Source organism: Streptomyces sp. NPDC029152 (genome assembly GCF_055564355.1).
Genome location: NZ_JBVHWR010000011.1, coordinates 257,606 through 283,464, shown reverse-complemented (window position 1 = coordinate 283,464; position 25,859 = coordinate 257,606). Strand labels below are relative to the sequence as shown.

Here is a 25,859-nt window from a genome sequence, read left to right as displayed (position 1 = left end):
TCGGACGGTCATGAGTCGCGGAGCCACCGGTGACGCGAACACCGGTGGCGGAAGTACTGGTGGCGGAAGTACTGGTGGCGGACTACTGGTCGCAGGGCCGGCGCAGGTCCTCCATGGTCATGGCCTTCCCCGGCAGGGCGGAGCGGGCAGGGGCCCGCAGCCCGTCCAGGAACAGCTGGAGATGGCGGTGGACGAACCGGTCGGCGTGCAGGCACTCGGTGCCGGCCGGGGGCCGGCTGAGCTGGGCCACGGCGATCATCAGGTCGCTCACGCCCACGTCGGGGCGGAGCTGCCCGGCCGCCGTCGCCCGTTCCATGACCTCGGCGACGAGCCGTTCGACCCGGCCGCGCGCCGCTTCCAGGTCGGGGTGGTGCTGGTCGAACGTGCTGGACACCATCGGACACAGCGCGCTGATCCGCTCGTCGGCGGCGGCGTGCACGAAGCGCTCCAGCGCCTCGAACGCGTCACCGGTCTCCGCGAGGGCCAGCTCGGCCGCCCGTGCCGTACGGTCCATGACCGAGCAGACGACCTCGCGGACGAGGGCGTCGCGGTCGGGGAAGTTGCGGTACACCGTGGCGTTGCCGACGCCGGCCCGGCGGGCGACCTCGTCGAGCGGCACGTCGGGGCCGTGCTCGACGAACATCTCCCGGGCGGCGGTGACGATCCGCTCCCGGTTGCGCAGGGCGTCGGCACGCGGCCGGGTCGCCTTGCGCTGCACGGGGGTTGCGGTCTGCACGGCGTACTCCTCGGACTGGGACGACGGTGGATCCCGGGTCGCGATCCGGGGACCGTTTCCCCGTTTCGCTCGGACACAGGACTAAACGGGGAAGCAGTCCCCGGTTATTTCCCGCACGCGCACCTCTTTCCAGTGACGTGCGTCACACACCCCCGGCGTCCGGCGGCCGCCTCCCGGAAGGCGCCCCGGGACCCGCCGCAGAGCCGGGGGCGGGGCGCGGACGAGGACCGCGGACGAGGCCGCGAACAGGGCCGTGAGCAGGGCCGCGAGGACACGGACGCCCCGGCCCCGGGCGGCGCCGACGGGCTACCCGCGGGAAACCCACGATCGGTCCGCTCCAGCGAGCGCCGACACCCCTCCCGACACAGGGTGTTCACCAGGGTGCAGTCGGTGACCGGCGGCTGCCGTGGTCCGGGAGGTCTGCATGCAGCCGCAGCCGCAGGTGCGGCCGCCGAGCCGTCGGATACGCCCGCGCCGGCCGGCCGCGATAGCGGCCGTCGCCGCCCTGACGCTCGCCGTCAGCACCTCGGCGGGCACCGGCCGGCTCGCCCCGGGCACCTCGACGGCCGGCCCTGGCCCGGCCACCCTCTCCCGCTCCTCCGCGCACGGCCCCTGCCTGATCAGCGGCGGCTCCGAGATCCAGATGTCGGAAGGCGTCCCGACCTCGTCCGGGTACGCCCGTTCCACCGGTACCGTCCGCGCGCTCAACCTGATGATCGACTTCTCTGACGCGCCCGGCGAGGGCACGGCCCTCGACCGGTACGCCGAGTTCTTCCCGCAGACCCAGGAGTGGTTCCGCACCAGCTCCTACGGCCGCCTCGACTACCGCCCCGAGACCCCGGTCCGCGGCTGGCTGCGCATGCCCAAGTCGTTCGCCGAGTACGGCATACAGCGCGGCGCCCCCTTCGAACCCGGCTACCGGGAGCTGGTGCAGGACCTGGTGTCGGTGGCCGACCCGAAGGTGGACTTCCGCGCGTACGACATCCTCAACGTCCTGGTCACGCCGAACGCGGGCCCCTCCGCCCTGGACACGGTCCTGTCCGTCACCTTCGCCGGCAACGGCGAGGCCCCGGTAGCCGACGGCGTCCCGGTGGCGAACGCGTCCTTCGTCTACTCCCGGCAGGACGACGGCTCCGGCTCCTACGACAAGACCGGCTACCGCGTCCTGCCCCACGAGAACGGCCACGTCTTCGGCCTGCCCGACCTCTACACCCAGGAGGGCGGGGGCGCGGTGGGCCACTGGGACATCATGAGCGAGGACTGGGGCGCCGACAACGACCTGCTCGGCTGGCACAAGTGGAAGCTGGGCTGGCTGGAACCGTCCCAGGTGCACTGCGCGTCACGGCCGGGCACGACGGAGTACACGCTGACGCCGCTGGCCCGCAAGGGCGGCGACAAGCTGGTGGTCGTGCCGCTGGACGGGAAGTCCGGGTACGCGGTCGAGCTGCGCACCCGCGAGGGCAACGACGAGGCCGTCTGCCGCGAGGGCGTACTGATCTACAAGGTCGACGCGGACGTGGACACGGGGATGGGCCCGGTGACGGTGTACGACTCCCTCGAGCACAGCGGCGGCTGCACGCGCAGCCCCAACGTCCACGCGGAACTCTCGGACGCCGCCTTCGCCCCGGGCGAGACCTTCAAGGACCCGCGCCGGGGCATCACGATCACGGTGTCGGGGGCGGACCTGAAGGGCGACCACCAGGTGCGGGTCACGCGGAACTGACGTCCGGGGCGGCCGGGAAGGGGAGGGGCCGCCGGCCCCGCATTACGGTAGGCCTGCCGCGACCGCCGTACCGGAGAACCGATGCCTGCCGACACCACGAACGACACCGCCGACGCCATCACGCCGGCCGAGGCGATCGCGCCGGCCGAGGCGGTCGCGCCGCTGCTGCGCGGCATCGCCGTCCTGCGGCGGCTGACCGAGGCGGACGGCGGCACCCTCAGCCTCAGCGGGCTGGAGAGGGCCACCGGCCTCGCCCGCTCCACGGTCGACCGCGTCACCGCCACCCTGGCCCGCATGGGATACGTCCGCCTGGAGGGCCGCGACGTGACCCTCGCCCCCCGCCTGATGGAACTGGGCAACGCCTACCTCGCCGCCCTGCGCCTGCCCGCCCTGCTGTCCCACCGGGCCGACGCCCTCGCCGACGAGCTGGACGAGTCGGTGTCCCTGGCGGTCGGCGACCGGGACGGCGTCCGCTTCATCCACCAGGCCACGCGCCGCCGGGCGATGTCCCTGAGCTTCCGCATCGGCGACCTGCTGCCCGCCGAACGCACCGCGCCCGGCCCGCTGTTCGCCACGGAGTGGACGGAAACCGACTGGCGCCGCTGGCACGACCGCCGCGCGACCGACCCGGACGACCGCACCTTCCCCTCCGTACCGCCCCGCGCACACGCCACCCCCGACACGGACTTCGAGCACCGCACGGCGAGGGCGGCGGCCGACGGCTGGGCCCTGGACGACCAGCTGATCGAGCCGGGCCTGGTGGCGGTCTCGGTGCCGGTGCGGGACCCCGGCACCGGCCGGGTGACGTGCGTGGCGAGCGTGGTGAGCCACACCAGCCGCCACACGGCCCAGGAGCTGCGGACCGCCCTGCTCCCCCGCCTGCGCTCGGCGGTGGCGCGGATGGAGGACGACCTGCGCCACGCCCCGCCACCGGCCTCCGGCGCACCGCCCGCGACGGGCCTGGCCACCTGGACGGGCGCGTCGAAACAGGAACTGGGCCGGGAGTTCGTGGAGTCCCTGGCCCGCGGCCTGACCGTCCTCACGGCCTTCGACGAGGGCCGGCCGTCCCTGACCCTCACGGAGGTCGCGAAGGCGACGGGGCTGGCCCGGGCGACGGCCCGCCGCGCCCTGATCACCCACGAACACGCGGGCCTGGTGACGCAGTCCCCCGACCGCGCCTTCACCCTCACCCCCCGCGTCCTCTCCCTCGGCTTCCCACCCCTCTCCCGCCTCTCCCTCCCCCAGATCGCCCAGCCCCACCTGGCCGCACTGGCGGCCCGGGTCGACGAGCCGGCCTCCCTGGCCGTCCTGTCCGACCCGGGCACGGAGATCCAGTACACGGCACAGGCCTCCCCGAGCCGCGTGATGAGCGCCCGCATCCCCGTGGGCACCCGTCTCCCGGCCTCCGCGACCTCCCTGGGCCGCGTGCTCCTCGCGCACCCCGAGGAGGTCCGGGCAAGGGGCTACGCCCTGGTCGACGAGGAACTGGAAGCCGGCCTGCGCTCGATCGCGGTCCCGGTGCGCGACCGCACGGGCCGGGCGGTGGCGGCGGTGAACGTGGCGATGCACGCGGCCCGCCGGACGGCGGAGGCCTGCGTGACGGAGATCCTCCCGGAACTCCGCCGGACGGCCACCCGCATCGAGACGGACCTCCGCACGGCAGCCCGCTTCACCCCCGTCCCCCCGACCTGACCACCCGCTACACTGTCGGCGGTGGCACAGCCGTACCACCGCGCAACACCACCGGCCTTCGTGGGGCTTGATCGGAAATGTTCCGCCGCAGATCACAGCGGGTGCGCGCATCGCGGCCGGAACGCACCGAGGGTGATCCGGGAACGCCAAGGCCATCTGCACTGGTCAGGTGCGGTGACTCAGCCCGTCGACATCGACTCTGATGCACACGCCCCTTCGCTCACTGCCGAGCACCTGTACCTCTGTGATGCAGTGGGGTTCGGGCCAGGGTCTGAGTGCAGCCCACCAGGAAGCTGTTGCATCGCTCCGCTTCAACTCAGGAAACCAGTCCGCCTTATCGGTTTCATTCGCCTGGGAACCCAGTGGTGGCCGAGATACAAGCGCTGACCGATTCTCGGCACATGAGACAGGCCCTTCGGAGCAAGAACTCCACAGCGCTGGCCGTGATCGACGACGACGAGCGGGTTTTGCTGTGCCGTAGTCACGGTCAGACGACCTGGCGCCCGGTGAGGGCGCGGGTCATCCGTCTGCGACCCTCCGGATCGTCGATCATGCACGTTCACGACCCGCTCTTCACGCACTGCTTCCTCGCTCCCACTCCAGTGGTTGGGCACTTCGCACCCCCTGCCAACAAGGAGCCGAACGAAGCAGTCCGCATCTTCATTGTGCGCCGAAACAAGATCCACTCGCTCATTCTCCGACCCCAGGCCGCCCACGGTTGCGAATACGACTACATCTGGCACCCGCTCTCAACCGTCGAGGCCGCAGAGTTCGACGTGCTTCCGCGTGAGCTCGGCCCTCTTCTCCGGGGGTACGTCGAAGGCTGGATTCCTGATGGTCCGATCACGCTCGTCGAGTGATCAAGCGCGTGCACCTCTGGGCCGAGGAATTCCGCTCGCCCGGATGCGAGCAAGACCACGCAACTGGCCCTTCCATCCCCTATGGTGGTGTGTACTTGCACCAATCGGAGGTGTGTGCCGACTCCTGCGGCAGGAGGGACGGGATCCATGGGGACGTGGGATCATCTCGGCATGCCCCGGAGCAATAACGACCAACTGCCTGCGACATACGTCGCGTCAGGCGACTGGCCGTACGCCCAACTGTCCGGGGATGCTCCAGTCAGTGCGCATTACGGCCAGGCGTTCGCGCGCAACCTGACGCGCGCCATGGAAACGTCCGAGATCGGCCTGCGGGCCTTGGGAGACCGAGCGGGTGTCTCCCACGCGACGATCAGTCGGCTACTGCGCGGGATGGTCTTGCCGGATCTGGGAACCCTCGCCCGCCTTGAGGTCGCGTTGGGAGCTCGCTTGTGGCCTGGCCTGGAGGCGTGGACCGAGCGGGAGCGGCCCTAAGCATGGCCATCCGCGAAGACGTGCATATGTAATTGCCGCGGTTCCCGCGGACCCGGCCACGCGCCTGAGAGCGACTCTCCGGAGGGTGACGTACGAGCTCGGCCCGATCGACGAGAGCGGAACGGCGACTCGCATCTACCCGTGGTCGGCACGGCCCAGCTCGGTCACGTGCTATCTGACGGACGCGGAATGGGACCTCGAGGAGGTCAACCGCACCGGCACGGTGGACGCCCTCTCCCTACGGCACGCCCGGTTCCGCACGAACGCAGACGGCGATGTGCTCGACCACCTCGACTTGGAGTTCGACTTCATTCCGCTCGTACACGTGCCGAACACCGTGAGCAGCGCCGACCACTTCGGCCAGTCCAGCCTGCTGTCGCTCGCCCAGCTCCTTGACGACATCGCCTCCGCCGACACGGACAGCCAGCGCGCCTCCGCCACCACCAGCTCACCGATCATCGACTTTTCCGGCGCCCGGCTCCCCGTTGACCGCCGGACAGGCCAGACGCTGCCGGTCCAGGTGGAGCCAGGCATGGTGTGGCCCCTCGGCGACGATGGCCGGCTGAGCACCGTGGACACCTCTACCCACCAGCTCGCGGAGCTACGGGCTTACGTGAAAACCTGCGGGAGCGACTCTCCGTCGTCTCCCGCCTCCCCGCCAGCGTCCTCGGCACCGTCAGTCCGGCCGAAGTACCGTCCGGCTACGCCCTACAGCCCAGTTTCGGGCCGTTGGAGGCGATGGTCCGGTCCATGCGCCTGGCACGGGAGGCCAAATACCCGCTGCTGGAAGATGGTGCAGCGCCTCTACCAGCCCGGCGGCGCACCGCCCCCAGGCGAGAACCCCCGGGCCACCCTCTCCTTCGGCGCCTTCCTCCCCACCGACCGAGCGGTCACTCTCGATCTCGTCACTCGGGGCGTGCAGGCCGAGGTCCTGTCCCTCGAGACCGGAATCCGCCTCCTCCTCGAGGCAGGCTTCCCCGTCGAGGACGTTACGGCGGAAGCTGAGCGACTGCGTGGTCAGGTCGGCAGCGCCGCCGAACAGAATGACTCCAGGATTCCAGTCCCCAACCGGGAATGAACGGAAGCGATGTAACGCTCAGCCAGCACCAGGCGCTTATAAGAACGGAACCGCAGATGCGGTATGGTTCCTATAAGACCAGTTCCCCACCCCGGAGGTTGCATGGCCGTCCTTCCCCTCGCCGCGCCCGACAACAACGACTGTCACGCGCGGCTTGCCGCCCTCGGCACCAAGCTGGAGTACCTGTATGAGGCGCTGCGCGCCGGTGAGGAAGCTCGCCGCACCGCGACCCTCAACCACCCGGCCAACACGGCGGGCACTCGGGCCTACGAAGAGCACGTCCGGATCCTTCGCGAGATGCACATCCGGCACGAGGGCTGGAAGCGACTCCGCCACGACTACCTCGAGGTCGTCTGCTCGCCGGACGGAGCCGTCGCCATCGGCGTCATGCCGGGCGACGCGGCGACGGGCGACCCTCTCCTGTCACCCCGCAACGCCCGCCGCCGCGGTGGCTCGACGGCACGGGTGGCCGAGGAAAACGCCTTCCAGCAGATGGAGCTGTTCGCCGGACCCCGCCCTCGCAACGAGATCGTTCTCAGCAAGGAAGAGGCCCAGCGCCTCCAGGTGTGGTTCCTTGTCTGGCATCGCCATCAGGTGGGCGACAAGGTCTTCTTCCCGTGCGAGCTGTCCCTGCCCGGGGACGTAACGGACGGGTACGTCACGAGGTGGGAGCAGCGGATCCCGCTCCCGGCGTTTCAGATGGACGGAATCGAACGTCCGGACGATGATGGGGATGGCGAGATCGAGATCGCCATCGATTTCCGCTGATCAACCGTCCGGGTGCGGCACTCTTGGCGGGAGTGCCGCACCCCCGCACCACCCAACCCGCGAGGCAGTCGACGACCATGGTGACCCCATCCCGCATCACGCTGGCCCGGAAACGCCGGGGGCTGACCCTCGCCGAGCTCTCGCGAACAACGGGCCTGTCGCTGCAGAGCTTGTCCAATTACGAGACGGGCCGGACCTCGCCCCGTTCCACCACGGTGCGTCGACTGGCCGAAGCGCTCGGCTTCCCGGAGGGCTTCTTCAGCGGCCACGAGATCGACGAGCTGCCCGCCGAGGGAATCTCCTGGCGGGCGCGCACCAAGACGCCCCCTCGTACGCTCGACGCAGCCCGAGCGGCCGGCACTCTGGCGGCCCGCCTTTACGACTGGATCGACGAGCAGTTCCATCTCCCCGAACCAGATCTCCCCTCACTGCCGAAGCCCGACGCCGAGACCGCCGCCGAGATGGTCCGCCGCCGCTGGGGCCTGGGGAACGCCGCAGCTCCCAACATGGTCCACCTCCTCGAGGCCCACGGCGTCCGCGTCTTCTCCCTGCCCGCGGACTCCCTCGAGGTGGACGCCTTCGCCGTCTGGCGCGGCACCATCCCATTCGTCTTCCTCAACACCATGAAGTCCGTCGAGCGTGGCCGCTTCGACGCCGCCCATGAGCTCGGCCACCTGGTGATGCACGGCAGCGACGACAAGCACTGCAGCGGACCAGACGCCGAACGCCAGGCCAATAGCTTTGCCAGCGCCTTCCTGATGCCCGCTGCCAGCGTTCTCGGCCACATGCCGGCCGGCGCCCGGGTCGACCAGATCCTCGAGGCGAAGTCCATCTGGAGGGTCTCCGCCATGGCCCTCACCTACCGGCTGCACGATCTCAACCTCCTCACCGACTGGCAGTACCGATCCGTCTGCGCCGAACTCAGCTCCCGCGGCTACCGCACCGGAGAACCAAACGGCCTGGAGCAACGCGAGACGTCCCAAGTCCTCACCAAGGTCTTCCGGGCTCTACGGACCAAGGGCATCCGACCCGCCGACGTCGCCGCCGAACTCGACATCACAGTCGAGGAGATGAACTCCATGCTGTTCGGCCTCACGCTCACCACCGTCGAGACCAGCGGTCGCACGGCGAAGACCGATGAACGGCAGCGACCGGCACTGCGGCTGGTCTCCAGCTGACCACGGTTTCCCCGAGGGTGCCGATAGCACCATGACGCGTTAGGCTCCGCGCGACGCGGGGGCGTCTGGGCGAGGAGCTTGCCCATGGCCGCACATGCGCCCCTTCCCTCTACTGCACCCCTCGGCTACCGCAAAGATGGCCGGCCGATCTACCCGATCCTCGGCGCATCGGCCGACGACCCCAGTAACGGGGGTATCGGCGGCACCGGAGAAGGCGCAGGCGGGACACCGGTCAGTGTCCCGCAAAGCGAACGGTCCCGGTTGTTCGCTAGGGAGAAGGACCAGGGGCGCCGCGCCGGGGTGCGGGACCTGATGGCCCAGCTCGGCTTCGACTCGCAGAAGGCCCTCACCGACTTCGTGCAGGCACAGCGTGACGCGGAACAGGAGCGGAAGGCGGCAGAGCAGGCACGCCTCTCCGAGGTCGAGCGGCGCGAGCAGGCTGCCGCCGAACGTACGCCAGGCGGGGGAACGTGAAAGTGCGGCGGCTCTCCGGGAACGGGACGCCGCCCGTCGGGCTGTCCTCGTCGGCCTCGGTGCTGCCGGCGACGGCCTCGAGGACGCCGTCGCGCTGCTCACCCGGGACATCGAGCCGGACGCGGACGACACCACGCTCGCCCAGGCGGCCGACGATCTGAAGAGGCGTCGCCCCGAACTCTTCGCCCAGGGCCAAGGCCAGGGGCGGTCACCGGAGGGTCCGCTGTCCGGCGCCCCGTCCGGCGTACCGGGACGGGTCGGCGGACCTCCGCCGCATCTGGGTCAGCGCGGCCTGGACATCGCGCGCCGTCGTGGCCACCTGCCACCTTCCTGACGAGCAACTCGTCCACAGCGCAGCAACTGGGGACCGCGCCCCGCCCCACAACGTCGGGCTGACGCACCGCGGCCCCGCTCACCATCACCCTCGACACCAGCCTCTTCACCGACGGCACCCACAACGTGATGCACGCAGGGCTGCCCCTGGGCCACATCACGGCCACCGGCCTGTACGGCCCCTGGGACTCCTCCGCGACCGACGGCCGCGCCGCCTTCACCGGCCTGCTCCTCGCCGACGTGGCGTTCGCCCCCGGCTCCGGACACGCCGCTGCCGCGCTCCTCCGGCACGGCGTGGTGGAAGCCGCCCAGATCCCGGCGGTCTCGACCCCGCGGCCGCCACCGCCGCATCCACCGCCCAGATCCACTTCGTCTGACCGACCCGCCGAAGGAGCTCATCCCCCCTCATGCTCGACACCCTGCTCCGCGGCGTGGACGCCGCCGACCTCAACGTCTTCGCCCGCACCATGACCACGCCCGCCGACTACGAGCTGACCCGGACGGTCATGCCGAAGCGGCGCCTGAACTCCGTGAAGTTCCGGATCCGTTCCAGCAAGCGCGTCGTCAACGCGGCCAAGTTCCGCGCGTACGACGCCCAGACGGCCGTCGCCCGCCGACAGGCGGAGCGCATCATCACCGAGGGCATGCTGCCGCACCTCGGCCAGAAGCTGGTCGTCGGCGGCTGGAGCAGATCCTCCTCGACACCTCCTGCGGCGCCGACACCACGGAGTTCGTGGAGCTGCTCTACAACGACATAGAGCGCCATGTCGAGTCGATCCACAACCGCATGGAGCTTGCCGCCTGCGACCTCTTGGTCGACGGCAAGTTCAGCCTCAACTGCGAGAACGGCCTGCCGCTGGAGGCCGACTTCGGCGTCCCGGCCGCCAACATGCCGATGGCCGTGAAGCCCTGGTCCCGCCCGATCAGCGACCCGATCACCGATGAACTCCGCTGGATCGAGTACCTCCGGTCCATCGGCGCCCCTCTGCCGGCCTGAGTCCTCACCTCGTACCGATCTCGTGCCACCCTCGCAGCGAACAACCGCTACCGGGCGGCCTACTACAACATCACTAACGACTCGACCACGCCCACCGCAGTCCTCGCCCCGAACGAGGTCGAGGTCGTCCGCGCCCGCCACAACCTGCCGCCGATCACCGTCTACGACGTGCAGATCTCCGTCGACGACACCTACCAGCGGGTCATCCCCGAGAACCGCTGAATCCTCCTGCCGCCGAACCCGGAGAGCTGGGCCGAGACTCAGTACGGCGTGGCCGCCGAGTCCCTAGTCCTCTCCAGCGGCACGAACCCGGCCATCACCCGCGAGGACCCCGGGCATCGTCATCACCGCCGGCCACCAGGACGCCCCGGTCCAGGTCTGGACGAAGGGCGCCGCGGTCGCCATGCCGGTCCTCTACGTCCCCGACATCCACATCACCGCGAAGGTACTGTGATGCCCCGACCTCCTCCGCCCGCCCCCGCACCCTGGCCACCGCGGTCTTCGTCACCAACCCAAAGAGCCGGGAGTCTCTCTCTTGGCCCCTGGGACCACCGTCACCGACCCGGCCCTCGCCGACCAGATCACCCATCCAGACGCCTGGTTGCCGGACCCGCCCCGCCACCCGCGCCGGTCCAAGGCGGAGCCGGCATGACCGCCCTCACGGACGCGGAGTACGCCTACCTGCGCTCGGAACTCGGCGACGCCGATAGAGCTGACCTCGATCAGCGGTACGAACGGCTTGGGTCGGTACACGCCGTAGCCCTGGAGGCCCTTCGAGAACGGCGAACCGCCCTCGTCGCTGACCCCCTGGCGGTCTCTGTCCAGGGGTCGCAACGATCAATCAGGCTGAAAACGTATCCGCGCGATCGAACGGCAAATTGCCACCATCTCTCATCATCGGGAGATGAGTAGAGATGCGAGCGTGCCTGTTTCCCTAGCGCGCCGGAAAACACGCTGTCGAGATTAGCGCTATCAGAGTCCCAGCCAGGGAGCAAGCGAATCCCAAGCCAGTGAACAAAGACGCACAGAGCGTGCATCGATGTACTCAGGAGTCCACTCGTCCTTCTTCTGCGCCAACGCCGCAACCAACGGAAGGTAGTGTGCCTCGCGAGTGATCTCTTCAGCCCTCTTACCCAGGTCAACTCCCAGCGATCTGGCCTCGACGAGCGCCTTCTCGGCTTCCTCGACAGTGCTGACAGAAAAAGCTTCGTACATGACGCGCTTCGCCTGCCACTCCCTGTTGCTAACAGATGCGTTCTCAACTGTCGGCAGCAGGGTGAGGTTTCCTATCCGGTCAAGAATCTCCGACTCGCGATAGATTTCACTTGCCCAGCCAGAAGCCTGCCCCGCCTGAGGGGCGATATGCTCCACAGTGGCATAGATGGGATTCTGCCAGCAGTCAAGATCCAGCGTCTGAAGAAGTCCCCGTCGACCTCGCGAAATTAGGCCAGGATTTCCCTCATCCGGGCCCGTGTCCTCAGAAGCCGCAAGCAACAGCAACCGAGTGAGCGGCTTTGATGCCGAGAACAAAGGGGTCTTGGAGGCACGAGCAACCCAATCTTCCCGCGTGGCCAGACCCGCCCTCTCAAGGCGACCGCGCAGATACTGCTGAAAAAGCTCAACTGGAGGCGTGTCCGTCAGCGCCGAGTTCTTCCGAGCGAATCCGGGAGAACCATCTGCTTCAGAAGCCATGAGCGTTCGATATATCGAGTCAATGCCATGCGTCCCGCCGTATGCCCCACGCCAGATGCCGTAGAAGGCGGCGCAAGCGCGGGCTGCATGAAGGAACTGCTCGACCCGCGCGGAACTGTCGCCATCTGTCAGCCGATAAGCGGCGAAGTATCGCACGAGTGGAGCGATCACGATGTCATGTCCGCCAGCCTTCAGGACAGCAAGAGAAATTCCAGCCTGCTTATGAAGGTCGCGATCAGAGAAGTCCGCGAACTGAGGCTTCTCCTGCCAGGCATTCTCATAGAAACGCACCACCTGCACAAGAGTGGCGAGAAATTCTCGCTGCGCCTCAATCCCAGTATGCCGGTTATACGAGTTCCGCAGGTAACCCCGCTGATCGTTGAGCCTCTTTCCGATCTTGTCCCCGTCCTGAAGCAGCGCAAAGGGGATGAGGAGATTACTCGTCACGCTCTGCCGGCGATCCGCAGAGGTGCTGCCTTCCCTCTCAAGATACGACTCGATGGCGTCGAAATGCCGCTTCGAAGGCGATCCCTGCCATCGATCTATGCCCTCTGCCTCGATCACTCTCGGCTTGAAGGTCTCAATGGCGGTCAGCGCCTGACCCGTCGTGTTGAGGGCCTCAAACATATCGAATCCGTCATCTTCCCGTTTGGCAGTCACCACAACAACTGTGACTCGCGAGAGCAGGAAGTTGGCAAACACGACCAGACGGGCAAGCGCAGATACCGGGGAATCTTCCCGCAGGCAATCCTTGATCTCCGAGGGAAGCTCATTGTTGAAGAGGGAAACCTGGAGAACGTCAGACCCAGCGATGTCCGACCCCACGGGAAGGGTCATATCGCCATCCTTGACGACGCCACCACCCACAGCTCGTCGAATCGCGACTCGCATTTCGTTGCGGATTTTTTCCAGGTGCTCGTACGCCTTCGCATCTATCTCGCTAGGGCGGCTTTCTCCGATGGGCAGCTGCTTGTACGCGGCCTTCTCGGTCTCAGGATCGCGCGCGTATGCGCCGTACGACTGAAGGAAGTTCCCGATGGGTGACCGATAATATGCTTCGTGCGCGTTTCGGGACCAAACGTCATTGTACGCGCGGATCAGCTTCGGATAGAAGGGCTGATCTCCGAAGCGCATGTCCTCTTCGTAGCAGTTCGCCAAACGAACAGTGACATCCTTCGCCTGATTCACGGCCCAGTGGTCTGCGGGACTCTCGGGAACCAGTTTGGCCGACCGAACGCGGATTTCCTCATGTAGAGCAGTGACGAGTAGCAGCAGGGTCGTAAGTCGCTGCTGCCCGTCAATGATTGTCATCACGCGGCCGGGTACATGGTCCCGATAAACGGGAGTTATCGTACTGTACTTCGTGTCTTTCAGGGCGATAACGGTCCCAAGGAAACAGATCGACTCCTTATCGCCGCTCAGTCTTTCGAGCCCATGGGCGACATCACTCAAGAGTCGCTTGACCTTGGATATCTCCCACGTGTATGCCCTCTGGTAGGGCGGGATATACAGGCCCTGACCAGGTGCGCTCAGGAACTGAAAGACCGACAGCGGTGCAGCATCAAAGATCTCGCGAGTTTCCATCCCCCAAGACCGCCCTTCTCCCCAAGGTCGTACAAACGTGTGGCGGCGTCTGTTGGTCCGTCATAACATGCCAGCCGTCCGTCACTGTAGTACGGGGGTGTGACAGCCGGGCCCCACAGTGCCCTCTGACTCACGGAGAACGCCCGGATCCTGACGAGCGGTCATCTGCCACAGTCGTCAGAGTCCGCGGTCGCCAGGGCCGTCATGCAAGTTGCCCCCAACCAAGGTTCGGTAGGGGGCAACCGCAGGCGACTCACAGGTGGCAGACCGCGCAGGCTGCCGAGTCGTCGTCCTCGTCGAGGGCGTCGGAGAGGATCTCCAGAAGCGGCCGGTTCGGCTTCGTGCGCTTGGCGGCGCGCTCCAGGGCGGCCTGGTGCTTGGCCTCGATCTCGTCGCGGCGTTCTATGAGCTCGTGGAGCGACTCTCCCTGAGACCAGGTGTACTGGCGCTCCTGCATGGCCGTGCGCCGGTAGTTGACCTTCTCCTCGTACGCTATGGCCTTCTCGAAGAGCTCTGGGTGCCGGTCCTTGAGGCCGACCCACTCGTGCTTGCGCTGGAAGAAGCAGAAGTAGCAGCCGGAGCGCGTGCGCCACTCGTAGTAGGCCGGGAGGCCGATGCCGGCCTCGTCGAGGATGCGGTCCACCCCGGCCCGGTCGATGCCGTCCTCCCGGAAGGGGAAGACGGCCTCGATGTTCGGCTTGGTGCTGACGTAGCCGAGACGGTTCTCGTCAGCACGGATCGCGACGTACGAGATGACCTCGTCGTCGCCCACCCACTCTTCGAGCGGCCTGATCTTCAGGTTCTTCGTGCACCAGCGCATTTGGGGGCTGGGCAGGGTGCCTTGGTAGACCTCCAGCCAGTGGTCGAAGTCCCGGCTCGCGTTGAGGCGGACGATCGGCTTGCCGACCGCAGCTTCGAGGCGGTTGAGGTATTCGTAGGTCTCCGGCAGCTCGGCGCCGGTGTCGCAGAAGAAGTACTCCATGTCCGGGACGCGGTCACGCATGTAGATCGCGAGAGCGGAGGAGTCCTTGCCCCCGGACAGGCCGAGGACGTGGCGCTTCTTCCCTTCCGGGGTGTTCATGCTGGTCACGGCGTCTCCTTAGTGTGGGGCTGCTCGGCGGAGTCCTTCGCGGCAAGGTGCTCGGCCAGTGCGGCGAGCAGGATGCGTGCTCCGTCGGGGCCCAGTGCATCTTCAGCTTGCTTGATGACACTGACAACAAGCTCGTCAGCAGTCTGGCGCGACTGTCGAGGCACGTGGATTAGCGTGCGCTCCTCGGTGCCACTGGGTGTGGTAAGCGTCAGCAGATGGGTGTCGATCTGGCGCGGCTTGGCGGCCTTGCCCTCGCCGGTGGTCGGAGCCTCCTGGACCTCGTAGAGGTGGCTCACGCGGTCAAGAGCTCGGGCGACTTCGCGGACCTGCCGCGGGAACGCTTCGACGTCCCTGTCGTTCCAGTCGCCCAGAGCCTTGTTCGTCAGGCGGATGATGAGAGGGTCCAGCCAGTCCTCGTCCGGCAGGCTCTTGTTGAGGACCCGGGAGACGAAACCCTGCAGGCTGAGCTCCAGAGGTGCGCTGGCGAACCCACTGAGGCGCTCGGTCAGGCCCGTACGCAACTCCGTCAGGTCGGCGGGGAGCCTGAACTCCCGGGCGAGGACACCGACGACTTCGCGCCGCAGGGTCGCTCTGGCCCCGGAGAGCTCATCGAGCGCCGTCGTGAGGCGATCGACGTAGGCCCGGGCGGCGCCCTCATCCCTGGGCATGCTCGGGCCGATCGGATCCATGCCAAGGGACTGGGGCAGCGAGATGAAGACCAGCTCGTCAGGATCCGTCGCCGCCGAGAGCACCGCGCGGATGGCGACCGCTTCGGGGCTGAGTCGGCGGGTCTGACGGCCGTACGGGTCCATGACCATGATCCGCTCGAGGATCGCCCGCGTCACCGAGAGAAGGGCTGGGTTACGTGCCGTTCGGGACTTGGGGGTGTCCGCGTTGAGGGACTTGGCGAGCTGGTCAACGACAAGCCGACGCTGGCCTCGACCGGACGGCGACGCCTTGACGGTGAACCGGTCCGGGTACGGGACGTTGAGTCGCTCGATGATCTCTGGCGTGAGTCGCTGGCAGTAGTTTCCGTCCTCGAAGAGGGCGACGTCCTGCGAGCGGAGGATCAGTGCCGTGACGAGCAGGATCGGCACGACGCCGGCCTTCACGCCGTAGGGCGGCGCCATCAGATGCCGGTAGATGTCCACGACTGGGGTGGGCTGCTTGGCGTGGGTGAGGGCTTCGTCCACTGCTTCCCAGACAGCGAGGACGCTCTCGTTCTTCTCAGCGTTCGGGCGGCTCAGGCCGTGGGTGAGGAGGCTTCCTCCCTCTGTGCCGGCCTTGACCTCCCCCGCCGCCTGGTGAAGCCCGAGGTACTCCAGGACACCGTGGTACATCGCCCGCTCGGGCGTGTACTTCGTCTTGTCGAAGCCGAGGAGAGGGAGACCCGACTGCTGAAGCGTCGCGGTCAGCAGCTCCCGACGGGCACGGGCTCCGTTGCTGGTGAGCTGGTGACGACCGAGCATCTCGTTTCGGATGTGCGGCGTGTGCTTGTAGACGCGGTCACACGCCTGGGAGGCCAGGTTCGCGTAGCTGCGCGCCTCGATCGGCTCACTGTCCTGGTCGGGGACATTCGTGCCCTTGTGCCACAGAGACCACGTCGACTGGGAGGCCAGCGGGTGGAAGGCCGTGTCCAGCAGGAAGCCCATGTTCTGGGCGAGTTCGGAGGCTCGCTCCTCGATCTCGCGCTTGGCGACGTGGTCGATGGTGTCATCGTCGAGAAGTTCTTCGAGCGCAACCAGGTCGATGCCGGCGCGCAGCACCGCGTCCGGGTCCTTCGTCGTACCGATCAGCACCGGCAAGGGTGAATCCACCATGGGCCGGTCCTCGATGGGTCCGAGGTGGAACAGGACCATGCCGTCCGCTGCGTCCTGAATGACGTCCGGACCACTGACCTTGCCGCCCTTGTGGCTTACCGCCGTGGTGAAGTAGCGGAGCATGCCAGTGCGCTGGCTGTGTCCGCCGGCGACGACTGCCGACGGCAGCACGCTCCCCAGGTGCTGGCTGAAGTACTGCACGACATCGGTCGGATCGATACGGGCAGCGACTTCCCGGACCCGGTTGTCGATGTCGACGTCGGTTCCCTGCCAGACGCGGTATTCGTTGCTATAGACACGGTGGACGACGAAGCCGTCCTCTACCAACCTCTCAAGCCGCTCCTGCAGCGCGGCAAACGACACAGGGTCGGTGACCTGCACCGGGTCGTTCAGCGCGAAGTGGATCATCGAGGGGGTTGCCCTCAGCAGCCCGTCAGTGTCGATGAGGTTCAGGATGCCGATCGCCTTGAGGACTTCCTGGTCCTCGGTCGGCAGCCCATGAGCCTCATTGATCCGGGAGTCCACCTCCAGCCAGCGACTGGCGTTCGAGGACGCCAGGATGGTGGTGCGTCCCGACGCGAAGAAGTAGTCGTAGAGCTGGGGCACCCGGATGGTCGTGGCCCGCTCGGGGGCCTCCGACGCTGCAGTCTCCAGCGTTCGGCGGACGGTGTTCGGCTCGTCGCTCGACAGGAAGCCCGTGAGGCTCCGGTCGTTCTGCCCGATCTGCGAGGCCAGAAGCGGAGCAGCCACTGCGGTCAACGGATGCAGCGGGTACAGGAGGGCGAACCTCCGCGCTGAGATGTCCACAACCGAGAGCAGCGCGTTGTCACGCCAGAAGGCGTCAGCGGCATCAGCTTGAGCCCTGATGAGCGCGTGTCCTTGGGCGCTGACTTTGGAGTGGTCCAGGCGCCGACACATCAGGTGAACCGAGTCGCCGAGATTCGGTGCAAAGGTGATGTCCTCGAAGCGCCCCTGGATCTTGGCCCATTCCTGGGTCTGGATCGCGCTCGAGCGGGCGGCGTAGTCCGTGAACGACAGGTGCTGCAGGGTGAACATGAAGAGCTGGAGGCCGGTACGGCCCGCGCCCTTCTCGGCCAGCATCTGGAGCAAGTAGACATCGTTCGCAGCACTGCCGGAGTCGCCCTGAGCGGCCAGGTACTCCAGCGTCTTGCCGAACTCGTCGATGATCAGCAGGACGGGGTCCTTGCTGCACAGAACGGTGGTCGCTTCGATCAGGTTCTGCGGAGTGGGCAGCTCCCCTTCGGCGCAGGCGGCCAGAGCCGCGGCGACGTCCTTCGGGCGCCGCTTCCCCCATCGCCGAGTGGCCGCGGTCTCCAGTGCTCGGTGAAGCGTGACGGCCAGAGGCTCTCGCTGCGCCGTGGCGACCGCTCCGAGGAAGCCCTTCTCGGCGAGTTCGTCACGCACTCGCGCAAGCCTGTTCGCCTGCCCCTCGCTGGTTGCGGTGACAGCCCTGTGGGCTGCATCTCGCCGTGCCTGGTCGTCACCGAGGAGCGCGTCGAAAAGGTTCGAGAGGGTCGACTTACCGGAGCCGTACGGACCAGTGAACGACCATGCACGGGGACGTCGAAGATCCTCGATGGCATTGGTTACGCGATCGAGGATGTCCAGGGCTCGCACCCCGACGTATGGCTCTCCGAGGTCCTGCAGCTGAACATCACGCTCCAAATTGGTGGAACGCATCTGGGAACCGACGAGCGAGATGCCGACAGGAACCTGAGGGGGAGCGGCCACCAGGCTAGCCGGCTGGGTGGACTGGGCTGCCATGATCACGCCATCCCCTCGATCAGGTCCTGCTCTTCCGTCCGCTGCCCCTGCTTGCGTGGACGCTTCACGCCGGCACGGCGGAGCCCGGGGTAGCGCTCCTCCCAGTCCTCCGGCGTTGGGAAGCGGTCCCGCCTCCGGACGTGGTCATAGTGCTCGTCCAAGATGTCCCAGGCCAGATCCTGCGGCGCATCTTCGAAGCGGAGGCTACGCTGCCCGAGAGCTTCGACCAGCTGGAGACGCGGGTGGTCGCTGACGATCGATTCGATCGCCTTGGTGATCTCCGGCTCGCGCATTCGGAAGGCTCGGCCCGGTGCCCCTTCCTCCTCGGCGAGGCGGGCGACGGAGATGGAGCCGGCGCTTGAGTGGAATCGTGCCGCGTAGTCCAGGCACGCGTACGCGAGGACGGCGGCGGGGAGGTTCGACCGTGCGCCGTTGGTGAAGCGCCATGTGCGCTCCCTGCCCTTCCCCTGGCCCTCCAGCAGACCGAGCTCGCGGAACGGAGACATCAGCAGGTCCTCGAAGCTGCCCGGCGATAGAGGGTTGAGCTCCTGATCAGAGGCATACATCTTGATCAAGCAGTCAACATCCCGGCTGATCGATTCAGCCGCCGGCCAGTCCTTCTCTGGGAATGCCTCGTGGACGTGACGAGTGATCACCCGGGTCAGCTCGGCCGCGGTCACCCGGGACCGCGGGGCCAGGTTGAATGTCACGTACCAACTCGGCGCCCAGCACTTGGCAGCCGGTGAGTCGGCGGAGAGCAGCCACCAATGGAGCAGCCACAGGCTTCCGGTGTCCTCGAGGTAGGGGTCCGCCCCGTCCTCGTCGAGGAGCCAGCGTGCCCGCCACGTGGGAGCGGCAAGCTGCGCCCGCTGCTTGGGGTCCTCGTGGTCGTGTTCCTTGGTGAGTTTGAACGCGCGCGACCAGTACCGCATGGCGTAGACCATGTTCTTGCCGACGCCGAGCACCACGGGGGCGTCATCACGAAGGAAGATGTCACTGTGGTCCTTTACCTGCATGTAAGCCTTATGGAGCCAGCCGAAGCGCGGGGCAAAGGTCTCATGGCGCCCAAAGGAAAGCTCGACGGCTTCAGCAAGCCGACTGTCTGGCATCGGGGTTGCGCCCTTCCCTAGATATGCGGTCAAAAGGTCTATAAAGGCAACGCCGCTCAGGGGGCGTCCGTGGCGGCCAGGACCGTGCGAACGTGCTGCACTCCGACCACCGCAGCCTCGGCGGCTCGTTCGATGTCCTGCTCTGTTGTGGCGTAGCCGAGTGAGAGCCGGATCGTCGAGTCGGCGTCCTCCCTGCTGCGGCCCATCGCGAGAAGCACGTGGCTCGGGCTAGGCGCTCCGGAGGAGCAAGCACTGCCATCAGATGCAGCCACGTGCGGCATCGCGGCCAGTACCGCATCTGCTGGCACTCCGGGGAACGTAACGCTCGTGACTCCGGGAAGCCGCGCCAGGCGGCGACCGTTGATGTGACAGTCATCGACCTTCGCCAGGAGCAGTCCCTCTAGCCGGTCACGCAGCTCGCCGATGCGAACAGCCTCATGTTCCAGCCGCTTGCCCGCTGCTTCAGCCGCCGCCCCGAGGCCGACGATGCCCGCGACGTTCAACGTGCCGGCGCGCCAGCCACGCTCGTGGCCTCCACCCACCAGGAGCGGCCTGTATGGCAGGGCGGCACCGCGGCGAACGAACAACGCTCCGACTCCCTGTGGGCCTCCGAATTTGTGCGCCGACAGAGAGAGCAGATCAACGTCGAGCTCGCTCAGGTCCAGCGGGAGCCTGCCCACATACTGCGTGGCGTCCGTGTGGACCAGGGCACCGGCCGCGTGGGCCGCCTCGACAACCGGGCGGAGGTCGACCAGGACGCCGGTCTCATTGTTGGCAAGCATGATCGAAACGAGGGCGACATCACGCTCCGCAAGCGTGAACGACAGCAGCTCCAGATCGAGTGCCCCATCGGAATCCACGGGGAGAACCACGAGGGCATCCGGCTGCTCCGCCGTGAGCGACCGGGCAGCTTCCAGGACGGCCGGGTGTTCGACGGCAGACGTCATCAAGTACCCTCCACGCGCGTAGGCAGCGTGCAGGGCAAGGTTGTTGGCTTCGGTGGCCCCTGACGTGAAGATCAGCTCACCCGGAGAGCAGTTTAGCAGATCAGCCACCTGACGCCGGGCATGATCTACGCGAGTTGCGGCATCTCGCCCGAGATGGTGCATGCTTGAGGCGTTCCCGACGGTTTGCATCGCCGAGACAGTGGCCTCGAGCGCCTCGGGCCGCATGGGCGCCGTGGCGTTGTAGTCGAGGTAGACGACCTCGCCCTCCGTACGCATGCGCGCCACTCCCCCCCTCGCTGTAATGATCTTGGACCGGTCCTGGTGGAGATTTTCGGCGGACTCTCTTCTTCCACCAGGAGTGTACCGGGATGCTATCCGCCACCTATGACAGTCCGCAGTAACGGAGGGTCGGGTGGGGGCACCGGAAGCCGTTCGCGCCTCGACTAAGCAGCCGCTAGCTGCAACGTGATCCCCGAACCGCGGCATTCCGTCGCAGGCACGCCTCTGCTGTCGGCGGTGGAGGTTACGCTGAACCACTCGCCGCGAGATCGACTGATCCCGACCCTGTGGCGATGAGTAGTTGTGTCATTACGCAAGTAGCCCGGGGGGGCGTACAGGTGTCGATGAAGACTCCACAGGTGATGTTGGGTGTGCGGCGACCGCGAGGCAGGGCGTGAGCGCGGCCTCATCACCCGGCTACCCGTTTCAAGAGGTGCTTGAGCAGGCGCCCCTCACATATGTGCGGCATCTGCTCGGCGACAGCGCCTGCTCGCTGCTCGACCTGCTCAGCGGTGGAGCGGCCGACGAGGCACTGTTGCGCAAGGTCGCGGCGAGTGCCGTGTCGGCCGAAGCGGTCATGGCGGATCCGGAGGACCGGAGCGCTTTCCTTGCTCTGGTGCCTGCCCCCAAGCGGCGGGAGCTCGCCCAGCGACTCGGCTGGGACGACTCTGCCAGCGAGGACGCCTTCCTCTCCAAGGTCGAGTGGTCGGCCGAACAGAAGCGGACGCTGTTCGGCTTTCTGGGGTTGGTAGTTGAGCGTGCATCAGAGACTCGCGTTTCTCCGCGATCCTCCGCCACACCGGCCTACGGCCTCTTCCCGCATCAGCGCCGCGCCGCGAGCCGAGTACACAAGTTGCTCTATTCCGGCGAACGCCGTGCGGTGCTGCACCTGCCCACCGGCGTCGGTAAGACCCGTACCGGGATGAACATCATCTGCGACCACCTCCGGGCACACGAACCGACTGTGGTGGTGTGGCTTGCCCGAGGGCGTGAGCTTCTTGAGCAGGCCGCCGGCGAGTTCGAGCGCGCCTGGGGCGCTCTGGGTAACCGCGACGTCAGCGTGGTGCGCATGTGGGGCGAGACTCCCGCTGACCTGGAGGGCGTCACGGACGGCCTCGTTGTTCTCAGCGTGGACAAGGCGGTCGCTGCTGCCAAGGCCGATCCGTCGTTCTACGACCGGCTCGCGCTGCACACCACGCTTACGGTCTTTGACGAGGCTCACCAAGCCATCGCTCCCACCTACAGCCGAGTGGTGGAGGCGCTCACTCTGCGGCGTGACGCGAGCCTACTCGGGCTGACGGCGACGCCCGGTCGCACCTGGGCCGACATCTCGGCGGACGAGAAGCTGTCGGAGTTCTTCGCGCGGCAGAAGGTGATGCTCGAGATCGACGGCTATGACAATCCGGTCACTGCCTTGATCGAACAGGGTTACCTGGCTCGCCCCGGCTTCCGGACGGTCGCGGCCTCCTCAGGCATGGAGCTGAGCGCTGCGGACCGGCGCGCAGTCGCCGCCACCTTCGATCTACCCGAGGGCCTGGTCGAAGCACTCGCGGCCAACGAGCAGTGGAACCTTCAGGTGGTGCGCACCATCCTCGACCTGGCGGAGGAACACCGGCGGATCATCCTGTTCGCAGCCTCCGTCGAGCACAGCCGCCTCCTGGTCGCGACCCTGTCTGCCCTCGGGATCGACGCCGAGCAGGTGACGGCCGAGTCGTCGCCCCGGCACCGGGACAAGGTCATCGCTCGGTTCAAGGGGCCGTCGAGCAAGCCGATGGTCCTGTCCAACTTCGGCGTGCTCACCACCGGCTTCGACGCGCCGGCCGCAAGCGCAGCCGTTATCGCTCGGCCCACCCGCTCGTTGGTCTTGTACAGCCAGATGGTGGGACGGGTCATCCGCGGCCCCAAGGCGGGGGGCACCTCAACGTGTGACGTGATCACGGTCATCGATCCTGATCTCCCAGGATTCGGGGACGTAGCGCAGGCATTCACGAACTGGGAGGACGTATGGAGCAACAGATGATCGACATCGAGGACTCCTACCCGATCGTCAGCTCCGACATGACGATCAAGGCGATGCGCGACAGCGGTTACAAGTCCACTGCCCACGCCATCGCCGAGCTGATCGACAACGGCATCGAGGCGGGCGCCGACATCGTCGAGCTTTTTGCGGTGGAGGCGTCCGAGCGCCGCACCGAGCGCGCTCGGTACCACGTCGAGAAGATCGCCGTGATGGACAACGGCAGGGGGATGGACCGCGAGACCTTGCGCCGGTCCCTCCGGTTCGGCGTCGGTACCCGACAGGACCGCAAGGGAATAGGGCGCTTCGGAGTCGGACTGCCCAACTCCAGCATGTCCCAGTGCAAGCGCGTCGAGGTGTGGTCCTGGCAGAACGGCCCGGACAACGCGCTCTACACCTACCTGGACATCGAGGAGATAGAAGGGACCCATGCCCAGGTTCCGGCTCCGTCGCACTACCCCCTGCCCGACGAGTGGCAGAAGCTCAGCCAGGGGCTCGGGCAGTCGGGCACGCTCGTCCTGTGGACCAACCTCGACCGTGTCCAGTGGCTCGGCGCCACGGCGACTCTGCGGAACACCGAGGAATTGATCGGTCGCGTCTACCGGCGGTTCATCTCTGACGGCATCTGCCGGATCAGGCTCGTCCCGGTCCACGGAGGGGAAGAGGTCGACGCCAAGGACGCGCGACCGAACGACCCCCTGTACCTGATGCCGCACACGTCGACCCCCTACCCGTTCGACACCGCGCCGATGTTCCGTCCGTGCGGCGCCGGCTCCGTCGGGCAGGTGGGTGTCGAAGAGTTCATGGTCAAGGGCATCGACGGCAACGAGTACCCGGTGATTGTCCGGGCCTCGATCGCCAAGGATGAAGCCCGCCGCTCCGACATCGACGGCAAGCCCTGGCCGGACGGCATCTCGCCCACCGCCAACCCGGGCTCCACGCCTTGGGGTAAGCACGCGGCGCGGAACCTGGGCGTCTCCTTGATCAGAGCCAACCGCGAGCTGGACCTCGACAAGGGCTGGACCAGCACCTACGACCCGGTCGAGCGCTGGTGGGGCATCGAGATCGAGTTTCCGCCCCAGCTCGACGAGGTGTTCGGCGTCACCAACAACAAGCAGGCGGCCACCGCCTTCTCCAACCTGGCTCACTTCGACTGGGAGGAGGAAGCTGCGGGGACCGGCATGAGCTGGGGCGAGTTCCGTGCACAGCTCCAGGAAGAAGGGGATCAGCGACTTCCGTTGATCGACATCGTCTACCACATCCGCCAGAAGCTGATCGGCCGGCTCCGGAAGGACCTCCAGGATCAGACCCGTGGCGGTCGGAGCAACAGGAAGCGGCATGAGACCGCCGAGGTCCAAGCGGACCAGGCGGTCAAGAAGCGCCGCACCGAGGTTCCTCCGAGCCGGACCGAGGCCCTGGAGAAAGAGGCCACCCCTGAGGAGATCGAGCAGGCCCAACTCGAGAGCCTCGTGGAGACTCATCGGTACCCGGAAGCCGATGCCAAGCGGATCATCGAGGAGACGACGGCGCAGCATCGCAAGGTGCGGCTTCTGACCAGCCGCAACCCGGACTCGCCGGCCTTCTTCAACATCGAGTTCATCCCGGGCCTGCTCCAGGTCGCGCTCAACATGGACCACCCGGTGTACAACCAGCTCGTGGCCGTCCTCGACAGCGACGTTGAGGATGCCAGCCGGGCCGAGCTCGCCCACCGCCTCGAGCAGGCGGCAAGCGCGTTCAAGCTCCTGCTCTTCTCGTGGGCGCGCTTCGAGGATGAGCTTCCGGACGAGTCCAAGGCCAAGGACCGAGTGAAGAAGATGCGCCAGGACTGGGGCCGCCTGGCCAGCGAATTCTTCACCGCCGACCTCCCTGACGACGATGACGACGACGAGGATGACGAGTGACGTCTGACCACGTCTGGCGGCAGATCGAGGGCTTGCTCGCGACCGCTCGCGGCCGCGTGGTCCTCGTGGCGCCGTTCATCAAGCGCGAGGTCTTCGCGGCCGCCGTGGGCGCTGTCACGGCGGCCGAGGCGGAGATCCTCTGCGTGACTCGCTGGTCCGTGATGGAGGTGGCGGCCGGCGTGTCCGACCCGGAGATCGCCGAACTTGCTGCGGCCGACAGCCGGGTCTCCATCCTGCTGTGCCACGATCTCCACGCGAAGCTGTACCTCGCTGACAACCGGTGCCTGGTGGGCTCCGCCAACCTCACCGCGAAGGCCACGGGGCGTCGGCAGCCGAGGAACCTGGAGGTCCTGGTCGAGGTACCCGAAGCGCACCCCGAGGTGCAGCAACTCCTGCGCGACATCCAGGCGACCGCTGTGCCGGCGACGCTCGAACTTGCGCGCCAGATTCGCGCTCAGGCCGACGTCCTGAAGAGCGACGAAGACTGCCCGAAGTTCGTCGTGGTCACGGAAGAGGCGGAAGAAGACGGTCCCTCCTGGCGTCCCGAGACGCGGGCGCCGCATCGCCTCTACCCAGTCTACAGGGGCAGCCGCCACGACTACGTCAGCGAGATCCTCGCTGGGGTGGTCCGGGACCTGGCCCACCTCAACCTGCCCCAGGGACTCAGTGAGACTGCCTTCTCCAAGGCCGTGCTGGCGGAGCTACACGCCATGCCCGAGGTCGAGCAGCTGGTGACGAGCGGACGGCTGAGCATGGCCGACCTTCAGCAGCAGTTGATGGAGGCGGACGGAACCACGGAGGCACAGGCGCAGCGGGCCGCGGAGAACATCTGCGAGTGGCTCAAGTACTTCGGCGAAGTACGTGTCGTCCCTACAGGGCCCTGGGAGATTCGACAGGGCCGTGAGTTCACGTAACACCGGAGGAGACGGCGGCTCTTCCCCTGCTTTGTCCGCTGGTGCGGTGCAGGGGAAACTCGTTCGCGATCTCATCCCGGAGATCATCCGTCGCGATGGCGGGGAGCCTCGGACCTACGTCGCTGACGACGAGGAGTACGTGCAGCGTCTGCAGGACAAGCTTCAGGAGGAACTCGCCGAGTTCCTGGTCGCCGAGCATGTCTCGGCGCAGGTGGAAGAGCTCGCCGATGTCCTGGAGGTGGTGCACGCCCTCGCCCGGCACCTGGGGTTCACGCCCGCCGAACTCGACGTGATCCGCGTCCAGAAGGCCCTGGATCGTGGCGCGTTCCAGCAGCGGATCGTATGGACAGGCAATGCCTAACGCCTTCCGTGCACCACAGCGCCGCCCGG

At 67.2% G+C, this 25,859-nt stretch carries 22 protein-coding genes; 16 read left to right on the top strand and 6 right to left on the bottom strand.

The features are described 5' to 3' along the window. Positions 1-82 precede the first annotated feature (82 nt). Positions 83-736 (bottom strand): TetR/AcrR family transcriptional regulator, encoded by a 654-nt coding sequence (locus tag ACZ4V6_RS24195; RefSeq protein ID WP_467830899.1) that lies wholly within the window; start codon positions 734-736, stop codon positions 83-85. 424 nt (positions 737-1,160) lie between these two features. Between ACZ4V6_RS24195 and ACZ4V6_RS24190 the strand changes: the two genes are divergently transcribed. From ACZ4V6_RS24190 to ACZ4V6_RS24135, 12 genes are all read left to right on the top strand, one after another. Continuing rightward, positions 1,161-2,459 (top strand): M6 family metalloprotease domain-containing protein, encoded by a 1,299-nt coding sequence (locus ACZ4V6_RS24190; protein WP_467830897.1) that lies wholly within the window; start codon positions 1,161-1,163, stop codon positions 2,457-2,459. An 81-nt stretch (positions 2,460-2,540) separates the two neighbouring features. After that, complete coding sequence (locus ACZ4V6_RS24185) at positions 2,541-4,151, top strand: IclR family transcriptional regulator domain-containing protein (protein WP_467830895.1); 1,611 nt, start codon at positions 2,541-2,543, stop codon at positions 4,149-4,151. Positions 4,152-4,594: 443 nt separating this feature from the next. Beyond that, positions 4,595-5,011 carry a hypothetical protein gene (locus ACZ4V6_RS24180; RefSeq protein ID WP_467830893.1) on the top strand — a complete coding sequence of 139 codons (417 nt, stop codon included), beginning with the start codon at positions 4,595-4,597 and terminating at the stop codon, positions 5,009-5,011. Between the two features lie 81 nt (positions 5,012-5,092). Then, positions 5,093-5,503 carry a helix-turn-helix domain-containing protein gene (locus ACZ4V6_RS24175; protein ID WP_467830890.1) on the top strand — a complete coding sequence of 137 codons (411 nt, stop codon included), beginning with the start codon at positions 5,093-5,095 and terminating at the stop codon, positions 5,501-5,503. A gap of 85 nt (positions 5,504-5,588) precedes the next feature. After that, positions 5,589-6,581 carry a hypothetical protein gene (locus ACZ4V6_RS24170; protein WP_467830887.1) on the top strand — a complete coding sequence of 331 codons (993 nt, stop codon included), beginning with the start codon at positions 5,589-5,591 and terminating at the stop codon, positions 6,579-6,581. A gap of 102 nt (positions 6,582-6,683) precedes the next feature. Beyond that, positions 6,684-7,349 carry a hypothetical protein gene (locus ACZ4V6_RS24165; RefSeq protein WP_467830885.1) on the top strand — a complete coding sequence of 222 codons (666 nt, stop codon included), beginning with the start codon at positions 6,684-6,686 and terminating at the stop codon, positions 7,347-7,349. 77 nt (positions 7,350-7,426) lie between these two features. Continuing rightward, positions 7,427-8,527, top strand: a complete 1,101-nt coding sequence (locus tag ACZ4V6_RS24160; protein ID WP_467830883.1) for a helix-turn-helix domain-containing protein — start codon at positions 7,427-7,429, stop codon at positions 8,525-8,527. Between the two features lie 84 nt (positions 8,528-8,611). After that, positions 8,612-9,001, top strand: a complete 390-nt coding sequence (locus tag ACZ4V6_RS24155; RefSeq protein WP_467830880.1) for a hypothetical protein — start codon at positions 8,612-8,614, stop codon at positions 8,999-9,001. A 417-nt stretch (positions 9,002-9,418) separates the two neighbouring features. Continuing rightward, positions 9,419-9,805 carry a head decoration protein gene (locus ACZ4V6_RS24150; RefSeq protein WP_467830946.1) on the top strand — a complete coding sequence of 129 codons (387 nt, stop codon included), beginning with the start codon at positions 9,419-9,421 and terminating at the stop codon, positions 9,803-9,805. Then, positions 9,742-10,092, top strand: coding sequence for a hypothetical protein (locus ACZ4V6_RS24145; RefSeq protein ID WP_467830877.1), 351 nt, complete (start codon positions 9,742-9,744; stop codon positions 10,090-10,092). The genes ACZ4V6_RS24150 and ACZ4V6_RS24145 overlap by 64 nt, the downstream gene beginning before the upstream one ends. Then, positions 10,068-10,331 carry a major capsid protein gene (locus tag ACZ4V6_RS24140; protein ID WP_467830875.1) on the top strand — a complete coding sequence of 88 codons (264 nt, stop codon included), beginning with the start codon at positions 10,068-10,070 and terminating at the stop codon, positions 10,329-10,331. The genes ACZ4V6_RS24145 and ACZ4V6_RS24140 overlap by 25 nt, the downstream gene beginning before the upstream one ends. A gap of 648 nt (positions 10,332-10,979) precedes the next feature. Then, the gene (locus ACZ4V6_RS24135; RefSeq protein ID WP_467830873.1) at positions 10,980-11,243 is read left to right on the top strand and encodes a hypothetical protein; all 264 of its coding nucleotides are present in this window, start codon (positions 10,980-10,982) and stop codon (positions 11,241-11,243) included. 60 nt (positions 11,244-11,303) lie between these two features. On the opposite strand, the gene ACZ4V6_RS24130 is transcribed toward ACZ4V6_RS24135, so the two are convergent. From ACZ4V6_RS24130 to ACZ4V6_RS24110, 5 genes are all read right to left on the bottom strand, one after another. Beyond that, positions 11,304-13,607: a DUF262 domain-containing protein gene (locus tag ACZ4V6_RS24130; protein WP_467830870.1), complete on the bottom strand. Its 2,304-nt coding sequence runs from the start codon at positions 13,605-13,607 to the stop codon at positions 11,304-11,306. 253 nt (positions 13,608-13,860) lie between these two features. Then, entirely contained in the window at positions 13,861-14,688 is an 828-nt protein-coding gene (locus tag ACZ4V6_RS24125; protein ID WP_467830943.1) for a phosphoadenosine phosphosulfate reductase domain-containing protein, read from the bottom strand. Between the two features lie 5 nt (positions 14,689-14,693). After that, positions 14,694-18,302 (bottom strand): ATP-binding protein, encoded by a 3,609-nt coding sequence (locus tag ACZ4V6_RS24120; protein WP_467830940.1) that lies wholly within the window; start codon positions 18,300-18,302, stop codon positions 14,694-14,696. Between the two features lie 2 nt (positions 18,303-18,304). After that, positions 18,305-19,411, bottom strand: a complete 1,107-nt coding sequence (locus ACZ4V6_RS24115) for a DUF4007 family protein (RefSeq protein WP_467830868.1) — start codon at positions 19,409-19,411, stop codon at positions 18,305-18,307. 56 nt (positions 19,412-19,467) lie between these two features. Continuing rightward, a complete protein-coding gene (locus ACZ4V6_RS24110) occupies positions 19,468-20,634 on the bottom strand; it encodes a cysteine desulfurase family protein (RefSeq protein ID WP_467830865.1) in 1,167 nt (388 codons plus the stop codon). A 463-nt stretch (positions 20,635-21,097) separates the two neighbouring features. Here ACZ4V6_RS24110 and ACZ4V6_RS24105 point away from each other — a divergent pair, with 463 nt between their 5' ends. Genes ACZ4V6_RS24105 through ACZ4V6_RS24090 form a run of 4 tightly spaced genes read left to right on the top strand, consistent with a single transcriptional unit; the run spans position 21,098 to position 25,830 of the window. Continuing rightward, positions 21,098-22,657: a DEAD/DEAH box helicase gene (locus ACZ4V6_RS24105; RefSeq protein WP_467830863.1), complete on the top strand. Its 1,560-nt coding sequence runs from the start codon at positions 21,098-21,100 to the stop codon at positions 22,655-22,657. Further along, positions 22,654-24,555: an ATP-binding protein gene (locus ACZ4V6_RS24100; protein ID WP_312870971.1), complete on the top strand. Its 1,902-nt coding sequence runs from the start codon at positions 22,654-22,656 to the stop codon at positions 24,553-24,555. Before ACZ4V6_RS24105 ends, ACZ4V6_RS24100 begins: the two co-directional genes overlap by 4 nt. After that, a complete protein-coding gene (locus ACZ4V6_RS24095; protein ID WP_192342141.1) occupies positions 24,552-25,469 on the top strand; it encodes a phospholipase D family protein in 918 nt (305 codons plus the stop codon). Before ACZ4V6_RS24100 ends, ACZ4V6_RS24095 begins: the two co-directional genes overlap by 4 nt. Beyond that, on the top strand, positions 25,456-25,830 hold the full coding sequence (locus tag ACZ4V6_RS24090) for a pyrophosphohydrolase domain-containing protein (RefSeq protein ID WP_467830860.1): 375 nt from the start codon (positions 25,456-25,458) through the stop codon (positions 25,828-25,830). Before ACZ4V6_RS24095 ends, ACZ4V6_RS24090 begins: the two co-directional genes overlap by 14 nt. Positions 25,831-25,859: the final 29 nt, after the last annotated feature.

Coding starts and splice junctions, on each gene's coding strand:
- ACZ4V6_RS24160 (WP_467830883.1), top strand. CDS start 7,427: ATGGTGACCCCATCCCGCATCACGCTGGCCCGGAAACGCCGGGGGCTG.
- ACZ4V6_RS24110 (WP_467830865.1), bottom strand. CDS start 20,634: ATGCGTACGGAGGGCGAGGTCGTCTACCTCGACTACAACGCCACGGCG.
- ACZ4V6_RS24165 (WP_467830885.1), top strand. CDS start 6,684: ATGGCCGTCCTTCCCCTCGCCGCGCCCGACAACAACGACTGTCACGCG.
- ACZ4V6_RS24100 (WP_312870971.1), top strand. CDS start 22,654: ATGATCGACATCGAGGACTCCTACCCGATCGTCAGCTCCGACATGACG.
- ACZ4V6_RS24120 (WP_467830940.1), bottom strand. CDS start 18,302: ATGGCAGCCCAGTCCACCCAGCCGGCTAGCCTGGTGGCCGCTCCCCCT.
- ACZ4V6_RS24115 (WP_467830868.1), bottom strand. CDS start 19,411: ATGCCAGACAGTCGGCTTGCTGAAGCCGTCGAGCTTTCCTTTGGGCGC.
- ACZ4V6_RS24155 (WP_467830880.1), top strand. CDS start 8,612: ATGGCCGCACATGCGCCCCTTCCCTCTACTGCACCCCTCGGCTACCGC.
- ACZ4V6_RS24130 (WP_467830870.1), bottom strand. CDS start 13,607: ATGGAAACTCGCGAGATCTTTGATGCTGCACCGCTGTCGGTCTTTCAG.
- ACZ4V6_RS24175 (WP_467830890.1), top strand. CDS start 5,093: ATGGTGGTGTGTACTTGCACCAATCGGAGGTGTGTGCCGACTCCTGCG.
- ACZ4V6_RS24145 (WP_467830877.1), top strand. CDS start 9,742: ATGCTCGACACCCTGCTCCGCGGCGTGGACGCCGCCGACCTCAACGTC.
- ACZ4V6_RS24135 (WP_467830873.1), top strand. CDS start 10,980: ATGACCGCCCTCACGGACGCGGAGTACGCCTACCTGCGCTCGGAACTC.
- ACZ4V6_RS24125 (WP_467830943.1), bottom strand. CDS start 14,688: ATGAACACCCCGGAAGGGAAGAAGCGCCACGTCCTCGGCCTGTCCGGG.
- ACZ4V6_RS24185 (WP_467830895.1), top strand. CDS start 2,541: ATGCCTGCCGACACCACGAACGACACCGCCGACGCCATCACGCCGGCC.
- ACZ4V6_RS24190 (WP_467830897.1), top strand. CDS start 1,161: ATGCAGCCGCAGCCGCAGGTGCGGCCGCCGAGCCGTCGGATACGCCCG.